Source organism: Leisingera sp. ANG59 (assembly GCF_013317235.1).
In the GTDB taxonomy this organism is placed as follows: Bacteria; Pseudomonadota; Alphaproteobacteria; order Rhodobacterales; family Rhodobacteraceae; genus Leisingera.
The window spans coordinates 21,608-28,080 of record NZ_WLCM01000047.1 but is presented as its reverse complement, the minus strand read 5'-3'; the positions used below and the strand labels follow the sequence as shown (position 1 = coordinate 28,080).

7 protein-coding genes are annotated in these 6,473 nt (G+C 64.7%); 6 read left to right on the top strand and 1 reads right to left on the bottom strand.

From position 1 onward, the window contains the following. The first annotated feature begins 339 nt into the window (after positions 1-339). The 6 genes from GKC28_RS22825 (at position 340) to GKC28_RS22800 (ending at position 5,517) form a co-directional block, all read left to right on the top strand. Positions 340-1,284: a CheB methylesterase domain-containing protein gene (locus GKC28_RS22825; RefSeq protein WP_174149280.1), complete on the top strand. Its 945-nt coding sequence runs from the start codon at positions 340-342 to the stop codon at positions 1,282-1,284. A gap of 24 nt (positions 1,285-1,308) precedes the next feature. Next, the gene (locus GKC28_RS22820) at positions 1,309-1,872 is read left to right on the top strand and encodes a chemotaxis protein CheD (RefSeq protein WP_174149279.1); all 564 of its coding nucleotides are present in this window, start codon (positions 1,309-1,311) and stop codon (positions 1,870-1,872) included. A gap of 115 nt (positions 1,873-1,987) precedes the next feature. Then, positions 1,988-2,779, top strand: a complete 792-nt coding sequence (gene modA / locus GKC28_RS22815; protein ID WP_254604364.1) for a molybdate ABC transporter substrate-binding protein — start codon at positions 1,988-1,990, stop codon at positions 2,777-2,779. Then, positions 2,776-3,480: a molybdate ABC transporter permease subunit gene (gene modB / locus GKC28_RS22810; RefSeq protein ID WP_174149277.1), complete on the top strand. Its 705-nt coding sequence runs from the start codon at positions 2,776-2,778 to the stop codon at positions 3,478-3,480. The genes modA and modB overlap by 4 nt, the downstream gene beginning before the upstream one ends. After that, on the top strand, positions 3,480-4,562 hold the full coding sequence (gene modC, locus GKC28_RS22805; protein ID WP_174149276.1) for a molybdenum ABC transporter ATP-binding protein: 1,083 nt from the start codon (positions 3,480-3,482) through the stop codon (positions 4,560-4,562). Before modB ends, modC begins: the two co-directional genes overlap by 1 nt. 124 nt (positions 4,563-4,686) lie before the next feature. Continuing rightward, positions 4,687-5,517, top strand: coding sequence for a bifunctional allantoicase/(S)-ureidoglycine aminohydrolase (locus GKC28_RS22800; protein WP_174149275.1), 831 nt, complete (start codon positions 4,687-4,689; stop codon positions 5,515-5,517). Between the two features lie 52 nt (positions 5,518-5,569). Here the strand turns inward: GKC28_RS22800 and bhcR are convergent, their stop codons facing one another. Next, a complete protein-coding gene (bhcR, locus tag GKC28_RS22795; RefSeq protein ID WP_174149274.1) occupies positions 5,570-6,403 on the bottom strand; it encodes an HTH-type transcriptional regulator BhcR in 834 nt (277 codons plus the stop codon). Between the last annotated feature and the right edge of the window lie 70 nt (positions 6,404-6,473).

Below are 6,473 nucleotides of genomic sequence, written 5' to 3'. Positions count from 1 at the left end.
CCGGCGGCGCGGCCCCCGCCCGCCCGGCTCCGGCAGCGGCGCCCGCTGCCGCCCCGGCCGCCAAGCCCGCGCCTTCGGCGCATGGCGAGGGCGACTGGGAGGTCGAAGCCAGCCCGGCACCCGCAGCCGCCAGCAGCGGCAATGCCGCCCGCGATCTCTGGCAGGACTTCTGACAACTCAACGGAGGCGCCGCGCAAAAATCCGCGGCGCCTTCAGACTATGGCAACCTGTGCCTGCAATTCTGAAGGCACTGCAATTTGAGTGGGGAACCCATTGTCTTCGCGTAACTTATTGATCATCACCACGGACCGGAACTTCGCCCGCACGTTGCAGGGCTACATGGAGTCCGCCTATCCCGGCATGAAAGTGCTTTTAGCCAACAACCTGATGATGGCCTACAATCAGGCAGAGGCAGCACAGCCGGTTTTTGCCTTTGTCGAGGACGGGTTCACCAAATTGCCCGAATTCGAGATGATGATGGCGCTGTTCTCCGCCATGGATACCCGCTGGGTTTCCGTGATGGATACCCAGGGCGCCACACCGGCCCGCAAGTCCTCGCCGCTTCTGGATGTCGGGGCCGGTATTTTCGAACTTACGAAATCCGATCATCCCAGCCAGTTCGCCCAGTATCTCGACATGATGCTGAATGCGCCGCGCCGCAGTCCCCGGACCGCCGGAAGTGCATCGGCCGCACGCCCGTCCGCCAAGGCGGGAAGCGTCAGAAAGCTGATCCTGATCGGATCCTCGACCGGCGGCGTGGAAGCGCTACGCAATGTGCTGGTCGGCTTTCCTTTCGACTGCCCGCCGACCCTGATTGTGCAGCACACCGGCAAGAATTTCGGCACCGGACTGGTCTCGCTGCTGGACCGTATCTGCCCTGCCCGCGTGCGCGCGGCGGAAGACGGAATGACACTGGAGCCGGGTCACGTCTATGTTGCTGCCGGCCAGCGCCGGCACATGGGGCTGACCAGCCGCAAACCGCTGCGCCTGCGGATGAAGGAAGGCCCGGATATTTCCGGCCACACACCCTCTGTTGACGCTCTGTTCACCTCTGCCGTGCCATATGGAAAGGACGTTGTCGCAACCATACTGACCGGCATGGGCCAGGACGGGGCCAGGGGGCTCCTGGAACTGCGCAAGGCCGGCGCCAAGACATTTGCCCAAGATGAAAAATCATCGGTGGTTTACGGCATGCCGCGGGTGGCTTGGGAAATGGGAGCCGCCCAGCAGCAGGTGCCTTTGGCGCGGATGGCCAATACACTACTGCAGGCCAGCAAGGTCTGATCGAACCGCAGGAAGGACCCGACTTTGACTACTGTTTTCGCCAACTCGAAATCCGTTACGGTTCTGCAAGGGGAATACCGGGTGAGCACGGATCCGAAGATCATGTTCTCCACGGTTCTCGGCTCGTGCATTGCTGCCTGTATTTATGATCCGGAAAATGGCGTGGGCGGGATGAATCATTTCCTGCTGGCAAACGCCCGCCAGGGCGGGTCCGCCAATGCCCGCTACGGCATTCACGCGATGGAACTGCTGATCAACGGGATACTTAAGAAGGGTGCCATCCGTTCCAACCTCAAGGCCAAGGTGTTCGGCGGTGCAAAGATGTCGGCAAACCTGTCGGATATCGGTGCAGCAAACGCTGACTTTGTTCAGCGGTTTCTGCGCGACGAAGGCATTCCCTGCGTCTCCTCCAGCGTTGGCGGCACCTCGGCACGCCGGGTGCGGTTCCATGCCAGTTCCGGCGCGGCCCAGCAGACCCATGTGAAGGACGACCGCAAGCTCGGCGAAATGGAGCAGCGCGCCGCCTCGCGCCCCGCACCCGCCCCCGCACCAGCAGCCGCTGGCGCTGGCGTCGTCGATCTGTTCTGAACGGCAGACGCCCTGCACCGGACACCCGGGCCGAAAGCCGCTAGGCCCGGGCAAGAAATTCCGTTTGCCCGCGCTGGCTGGCAGAGGTAGTCCCTTAAGGGACATGAGCGCAAACTTGGCTTCATTCCTGAATTCATTGGCTTCGCCGGTCTTCCGGCGGGGGATTTTTACTGCTGGGCTCCTGTGGCTGGGCCTGGCCGGTCAGCTGCAGGCCGGGATCACCGTGTTTGCTGCCGCCAGTACCAAAAACGCTCTGGATGAGGCTGCCGCCGCCTATGCGGATGACACCGGACGGGTCACCGCTCTGTCCTATGCGGGCTCGCCGTCTCTGGCCCGGCAGATCCAGCTGGGCGCTCCGGCGGACCTGTTCATTTCAGCCAATCCCGGTTGGATGGACCTCCTGCAGCAGGAAGGGCTGATTGACGCGGCCTCACGCCGGGACTTGCTGCAGAACAGGCTGGTTCTGATCGCGCATGGCCGCAATGTGCCGCCGCTGGATCTGGCAACTGCGGATCTGGCGGACAAGCTCGGTGAGGGCCGGCTGGCAATGGCGCTGGTCGATGCTGTGCCTGCTGGAATTTATGGCAAGGCCGCACTGACCGCGCTGGGGCAGTGGCCGGCATTGGCGCCCAAAGTGGCCCAAGCCGCCAATGTTCGTGCCGCTTTGGCACTGGTGGCCTCCGGTGAGGCGCCGATGGGCGTGGTCTATGCCAGCGATGCTCGCGCAGAGGCCGGCGTCACTGTCATCGCCGCCTTCCCGGAAAGCAGCCACCCTCCGGTCATTTACCCGGCCGCGGTGGTGGCAGGCGGCAACACGTCCGAGGCCAGGGCGTTTCTGGACTATCTGCACAGCCCGGCGGCACAGCGGATATTTCTGCAGCACGGGTTTGGAGTGCCGGGCCCGTGAGTGCTGAAACCTCATGGCTGGGACCAGAGGAGTGGCAGGCAGTCATGCTGTCGCTAAGGGTTTCGATCTGGGCAACTTTGGCGGCACTGCCGCTGGCGGTTTTTGCCGCCTATGCGCTGGCGCGCTGGAAGTTTCCCGGCAAGCAGATCGTCAACAGCCTGGTTCACCTGCCGCTGATCCTGCCGCCGGTGGTGACCGGCTATCTGCTGCTGATGGTGTTCGGCACCAAAGGCCCGGTCGGAGGAGCGCTGCAGCAGATCGGCATCGTCTTTGCGTTCCGCTGGACCGGGGCGGCGCTGGCGGCTGGCATCATGGCCTTTCCGCTGATGGTACGGGCGATCCGTCTGTCTGTGGAGGCGGTGGATCCCAAGCTGGAACAGGCCGCCGCCACCTTGGGCGCATCGCGCCTGATGTGTTTTGCCACCATCACCCTGCCGATGATCCTGCCCGGTCTGATTGCCGGCACGGTGCTGGGGTTCGCCAAGGCAATGGGCGAGTTCGGCGCCACCATCACTTTTGTCTCCAGCATCCCGGGCCAGACCCAGACGCTGCCCTCCGCGATCTATACGTTCCTGCAGGTGCCGGGCGGCGAGACAGCGGCGCTGAGGCTGACGCTGATATCGATTGCCATCGCGTTGACCGCTCTGCTGCTGTCGGAGCTGCTGGCGCGCCGGGCAGCTAACCGGGCCGGGGGGCGCTGATGCTGTCCGTCTCTCTGCAACATGCGCTGCCGGGGTTCGGGCTGGATGTGCAGTTCGAGGCGCCGCCGGGCGTCACGGTGCTGTTCGGCCGCTCCGGCACCGGCAAGACCACGGTCATCCAGGCGGTGGCCGGGCTCATCAGGCCGGATCAGGGCCGGGTGACGCTGAATGGCGAGGTGCTGTTTGACACCACCCGGCGGCATTGGCTGCCGCCGCACAAGCGCCGCATGGGCTATGTCTTTCAGGAAGGGCGGCTGTTCCCGCATCTGACGGTGCGGCAGAACCTGGCTTTCGGGCAGTGGTTTGCGCCGCGGGACGCCAAGCGCGAAAGCCTGGACCGGGTGGTGGAGCTGCTGGGTATCGGCCTGCTGCTGCAACGCCGTCCGGGAGGGCTTTCAGGCGGCGAAAAGCAGCGGGTCGCCATTGGCCGCGCGCTGCTGGCTGCGCCGCGGATGATCCTGGCGGATGAACCGCTGTCGGCGCTGGACGAGGCCCGCAAAGCGGAGATAATGCCCTATTTCGAACGGCTCCGGGATGAAATCGGCATTCCGATGCTATACGTCAGCCACTCCGCCGCCGAAGTCGCCCGTTTGGCAACCACCGTGGTTGCGCTTCAGGACGGCAAGGTGCAGCGGCAGGGAACAGCAGCCGAGGTGCTGGGCGATCCGGCGGTCATGCCCGCGGGCGTCCGCGCGGCAGGCGCGCTGCTGCAGGCACGGGTGGCCCGGCATCACAGTGACGGGCTGACGGAACTGGACGCAGGCGGCGTGCCGCTATTCCTGCCGCAGATTGCCAAGGCACCCGGCAGTGTGGTCCGGATCAGGATCTCGGCGCATGAGGTGATCCTTTCGCGCCAGCGCCCGGAAGGGCTGTCAGCGCTCAACATCCTGCCGGGCACCGTCGAGCATTTGCGCACCGGCGGCGGACCGGGCGCCATGGTCTCGCTGACGACGCCAGCGGGCCGGGTGCTGGCCCGTGTCACCCGCCGGTCAGCGCAGGCGCTAGGGCTGGACACCGGGGCGGAGTGCTTTGCCATTGTCAAAACCGTCTCCATCGCGCCGGAAGATATCGGCGGCGGGTAGGCGCTTTTGCCTGCCTTCAAAAATTCCGAAATAATCCTTCAGGTAATCTTGATACGGAAATAAGTTCGGTTGCGCGGGGCAGGCGGGTATCAATGGGACAGCACTTCAGCAGGAAAGGCAGCCCATGACCAAACGATCCTATTACGCGCCGGAAGGCGGGCTGCCGCCGCAGACCCAGCTGCTGACCGACCGCGCCATGTTCACCGAGGCCTATGCGGTTATTCCCAAGGGTACGATGAGCGACATCGTGGCCAGCCTGCTGCCCTTCTGGGACAAGGCGCGCTTCTGGGTGCTGTCGCGGCCGCTGTCCGGCTTTGCCGAAACCTTCTCGCAGTATATTGCCGAGGTGCAGCCCGGCGGCGGCAGCGACCGGCCGGAAACTGAGCCGGGCACCGAGGCGGTGCTGTTCGTGGTGCAAGGCGCCATGACCCTGACCATCGACGGAACCGCGCATGAGATGGAGGAGGGCGGCTATGCCTACCTGCCGCCCGACGCTGCCTGGAGCTTGCGCAACAATGGCGGCGCGCCGGTGCGGTTCCACTGGATCCGCAAGGCCTATCAGGCGGTTGCAGGCCTGGACGCGCCCGAGGCCTTTGTCACCAACGAAAACCACGTCGATCCGACCCCGATGCCGGAAACCGAAGGCAAATGGGCAACCACCCGGTTCGTTGACCCCAATGACCTGCGCCACGACATGCATGTGACAATCGTCACCTTTGAGCCCGGCGCGGTGATCCCCTTTGCCGAGACACACGTGATGGAACACGGCCTGTATGTGCTGGAAGGCAAGGCGGTATACCGTCTGAACCAGGACTGGGTCGAGGTCGAGGCCGGCGATTACATGTGGCTGCGCGCCTTCTGCCCGCAGGCCTGTTATGCAGGCGGGCCGGGCAAGTTTCGCTATCTGCTCTACAAGGACGTGAACCGGCACATGCCGCTGGCACCGCTGCGCTGACGGCGGGGGGGAGCGCCCGGCCTGAAAATGTGCCCGGGCGCTGCCCGGCTGGTCAGCCGGGCGGGGTCTGATCCGCTGCTGGCGCCCCCAATCCATAAGACAGTTTCTCTGCGGCGTCCTTGACCAGGGCGCCAATGCCGTTGATGCCCCCATCCGGCATCCGCGCAGTGGGGCCGGAGATGGAGATCCCCGCCAGCACCTCTCCCTGCATGCCGAAGACAGGCGCTGCGACGCAGCGCATGCCCGGAGCCTTTTCCTCATCATCAAAGGACCAGCCGCGGCTTCGGATCCGGGCCAGATCAGCGCGAAGCGCCTCTACGGACGTCAGGGTCTTTTCTGTGAACCGCTCCAGTGTCCGGCCGCGCAGGAAACGGGCCAGCTGATCTTCCCCGAAACAGCTGAGCAGCGCCTTTCCGATGCCTGAAGCATGCATCGGCGAGGTGGTGCCGGGCGGAAAGAAGGCGCGGATGGATTCATGGGTTTCCACCTGGCTCACGAACATCACGTCACCGCCGCGTTCGATCCCGAGGTTGGAGGTCTCGCCGGTGGCCTCCATCAGCTCCCGCATCACCGGCCGCGCCCGTTCGATCACGCTGGAGCGGCGCAGGAAGGCGGAGCCAAGGCGGAAGGCCATCGCCCCGATATGCCAGGTCTGCGACTGCGGCTCCATCTCGACGATCTGGCGCGCCTCCAGCGTAGCCAGCACCCGGTACATGGTGGCCGCGGACTGATCCAGCGCCGTGGACAGTTCGGTCAGCGTCATGCCGCTGGCGCCTGCCAGCGCATCCAGCACGTCCAGCGCCCGGTCAAGCGATTGAATCGTGGCCGGCTGGCTGGCGGAATCAAAGCTTTTGGGGCGGCCCTTGCGGCGCGGTGCTTGCGGCATTTTCAAGCCTCCCGAGGCAATTCAATAAGCAGCTTATGGATAAAACTGAAAATCGCTTCTGTACAGTGAA

Excerpts from the sequence above, each read along its gene's own strand:
- GKC28_RS22825 (WP_174149280.1), top strand. The coding sequence starts at position 340 with ATGGAGTCCGCCTATCCCGGCATGAAAGTGCTTTTAGCCAACAACCTG.
- GKC28_RS22800 (WP_174149275.1), top strand. The coding sequence starts at position 4,687 with ATGACCAAACGATCCTATTACGCGCCGGAAGGCGGGCTGCCGCCGCAG.
- bhcR (WP_174149274.1), bottom strand. The coding sequence starts at position 6,403 with ATGCCGCAAGCACCGCGCCGCAAGGGCCGCCCCAAAAGCTTTGATTCC.
- modC (WP_174149276.1), top strand. The coding sequence starts at position 3,480 with ATGCTGTCCGTCTCTCTGCAACATGCGCTGCCGGGGTTCGGGCTGGAT.